At 31.9% G+C, this 3,216-nt stretch carries 3 protein-coding genes; all 3 read left to right on the top strand.

Annotation, left to right across the window (positions count from 1 at the left end; translation table 11 throughout):
- Positions 1-1,089, top strand: a 1,089-nt coding sequence (locus AC30RD_RS07665; RefSeq protein ID WP_489493861.1) for a bifunctional 2-C-methyl-D-erythritol 4-phosphate cytidylyltransferase/2-C-methyl-D-erythritol 2,4-cyclodiphosphate synthase, incomplete at its 5' end; no start/stop codon positions are given.
- Positions 1,086-1,976 carry a response regulator gene (locus tag AC30RD_RS07660; protein WP_489493860.1) on the top strand — a complete coding sequence of 297 codons (891 nt, stop codon included), beginning with the start codon at positions 1,086-1,088 and terminating at the stop codon, positions 1,974-1,976. The genes AC30RD_RS07665 and AC30RD_RS07660, both read left to right, overlap by 4 nt.
- Entirely contained in the window at positions 1,954-3,147 is a 1,194-nt protein-coding gene (locus AC30RD_RS07655; protein ID WP_489493858.1) for a sulfate adenylyltransferase, read from the top strand. Before AC30RD_RS07660 ends, AC30RD_RS07655 begins: the two co-directional genes overlap by 23 nt.
- Positions 3,148-3,216 lie beyond the last annotated feature (69 nt).

Raw genomic sequence — 3,216 nt, 5'->3', positions numbered from 1 at the left:
TTTAACCTTAAAGTCAAAAAGCGGTGGCTAAGGTGCCAAAATCGGCCCATCTGGTTATATGTAGCCAAAAATTTTGAAAGTTTTTATAAATTTAAAAATATAGTTATTACCTCTTCAGAAAATGAGATAGAGTTGATGAAAAAATATGCAAACTATGATTTTGTCGTTGGTGGAGAGAGCAGACAAGACTCTTTGCTAAGGGCTTTAGAAAGGGTTAAAACCCCTTATGTTTTAGTTAGCGACATCGCAAGAATTTGTATCAAAGAGAGTTTTGTAAAAAAGATAATAGAGTATTTAGGTAAAGCAGACTGCATCGCTCCCTATATAACCGTTAGCGATACGGTGGTGTATAAAAACGAAACAATAGATAGAGATGATGTAAAACTTATCCAAACCCCTCAGCTATCTAAAACCGAAATATTAAAAAAGGCTCTATCACAAAATAAAATCTTTACCGATGAAAGCAGCGCCGTTAAATGGTTTGGGGGAAAAGTTTTATATATTAAAGGAGATAAAGCCCATAAAAAACTGACATATTTAGAAGATTTAAAAGAGTTAAAATGTCTAAAACCCCCTGCAAAAACTATTTTTAGCGGGAACGGTCTTGATATACACCCCTTTGTTGAAAATAAACCTATGATGTTGGGAGGAGTTGAGATAACAAAAGAGTATGGATTTAAAGGTCATTCAGATGGAGACGTTTTGATCCATTCCATAATAGACGCTTTACTTGGAGCCGCCGGTTTTGGCGATATAGGAGAGTTTTTTCCAGATACCGAGGAAAAATATAAAAATATAGACTCAAAACTTCTTTTAAAAGAGATAGTAGATATTTTAAATAAAACCGGATTTGAAATAATAAATATAGACTCAACGATAATCGCTCAAAAACCTAAAATCTCCCCTTTTAAAGAGAAGATAAAAAATAGCTTATGCGAAATTTTAAAAATCGAAAAATATCAAATAAACATAAAAGCCACAACCGCGGAAAAATTGGGTTTTATAGGTAGAAAAGAGGGAGTTGCCATAATAAGCTCGGCAAATTTAAAATATTTTGATTGGCATGAGGCCCTAGGAGGTTTAAAATGAAAATAATGATTGTTGAAAATGAGATATATCTGGCTCAAAGCATAGCCGCAAAACTTGCGGAAATCGGTCATACGTGCGAAGTTGCGGCAACCATCAAAGAGGCTATTAAGGATGAACACTTTGACGCGGTTTTACTATCTACAAACATAAACGGACAAGATTTTTATCCGGTAATTGAGCATTATAAAGACTCAATAATAATATTGCTGGTTTCGTATATTAGTAACGATACGGTATCAAACCCCCTAAAAGCCGGAGCTAAAGATTATATATTAAAGCCCTTTATGATGGAAGAGCTAATTAGAAAAATAGATCATTTTAGAGATTATGAACAGTTAAAAAAAGAGAACGAAGCTTACAAAAAATATCTAAAATTTTCTCTAAAAGGTATAAACATCGACCCAATATCCACAAAAATAAAACTTCCGCTTATGATAAAAACAAATTATCAAAAATATGCGGACTTTTACGCTTTTGAATTTTCAAAATCTTTAGGAGAGCCTTTTAGATTCTACTCTTTAAGTGAAAGCCAAGCGTTAAATAAAATAAAAAGTGAAAAAGATACACAACTTTTGTATATTACCGATTTTCAAACTCTTAAAAAAAGCGAAAAAAAGAGTTTTTTTGAGATAATAGAAAATAAATTCGCCCTTATCTCTACAACAGATTGTGCGGATGAAGAATTTCCATTTGATTTTATAGAACTAAAAAGTGACAATAAGATATTTGACAGAAACGATATATTATCAATAGATGATTACGTAAAATATATCATATTAAATTATCAAAGCAAATTTCCTGATACCGCTCTTGCAAAAAAACTTGGAATTTCAAGAAAAAGTTTGTGGGAAAAGAGGAAAAAATATGAAATCTTTAAAAAGAAATGAAAAATCTATTTTTATAGACCAAGAAGCTTTAGCAACTTTAGCTTTGGCAAAAGAGGGACTTTTATACCCGGTAACCAAACTTATGAACCACAAAGAGGCAAAAGAGGTTGATGAAACAAAACTCTATAAAGGAAAAACTTTTCCTTTCTCTTTTATATTGGCTCCCGGAGGAAAAAGAAACGAACAGATATTAAAAAGTGCAAAACCTGGGGAGATTTTCGATTTGGTGGTAGATAATAAAAAAGTAGGAGAAATTAAATGCGAAGAGGTTTTTAAAATCGATCCAAAACAGAGAGTCAAAAATATTTACGGAACTGATGATCTTTCTCATCCGGGCGTAAACGAAACTTTAAAAAGACTTGGCAATTGGGCAATTTGCGGAGAATACTGGGTAGATTTTGATGAGATCAAAAAAACAAAAGAGAAGATAAAAAGAGCAAAAAAAGAGATAGGTGCAAAAAACACAACCGCCATAATGATGGCTGCAAAACCGTTGCATAGAGCCCATGAAAGACTTATAAGACTCTCTTTGGAAAATAGCGATTTAGTAGTAATTTTTCTTCTAAAACCATATTCAAAAGACGAATTTACCTATGATTTAAGATATAAAGTAATGGATTTTTTCATTAAAAACTATTTACCAAAAAATAGAGTCATTATAGTTCCTTTGGAAAATACTTATATATTTGCGGGATTTAACGAAGTTATATTGGATGCCATTGTTGCCCAAAATTTTGGATGTAACAAGCTAATCATCGGTAAAAATCACGCCGGTGTGGGACTATATTATGATAAAAATTCCATAAAAAGCGTTTTTGATATTTTAAAAGGTATAAATATCCAAATAGAAACTATTAGCGAGTTTGTGTACTGCAACGAATGCAAAACTCTTGTAAGTACCAATACCTGTCCCCACGGCAGTCATCATCATATTCATTATCATAGCGAATCTATTTTGGAACTTTTTAAATTGGGGATTCTACCTCCGGCAGTTCTTGTAAGAAAAGAGATAAGCGCGATTATGCTAAGCGAACTATTTCCAAACAGATTTAAAAATCTTGAAAAACTTTTTTATAATTTCGTTCCCTTTTCAGGGATTTTGGAAGAGCATAACGAGAAAGAGTTTTATATAGAACTTATGAATCTATATCAAACAACGTCTCTAACATAAAAAAAGATTTAAAACCTCTGAAAAATTACAAATTGAGCGAAAGCTTTGCGATTTTAGTTTGAAAATTTT

The sequence above is a fragment of the Nitrosophilus sp. genome, from assembly GCF_982775275.1.
Note: the sequence above shows the minus strand (reverse complement) of the source record. Positions and strands in the feature narration are given on the sequence as shown.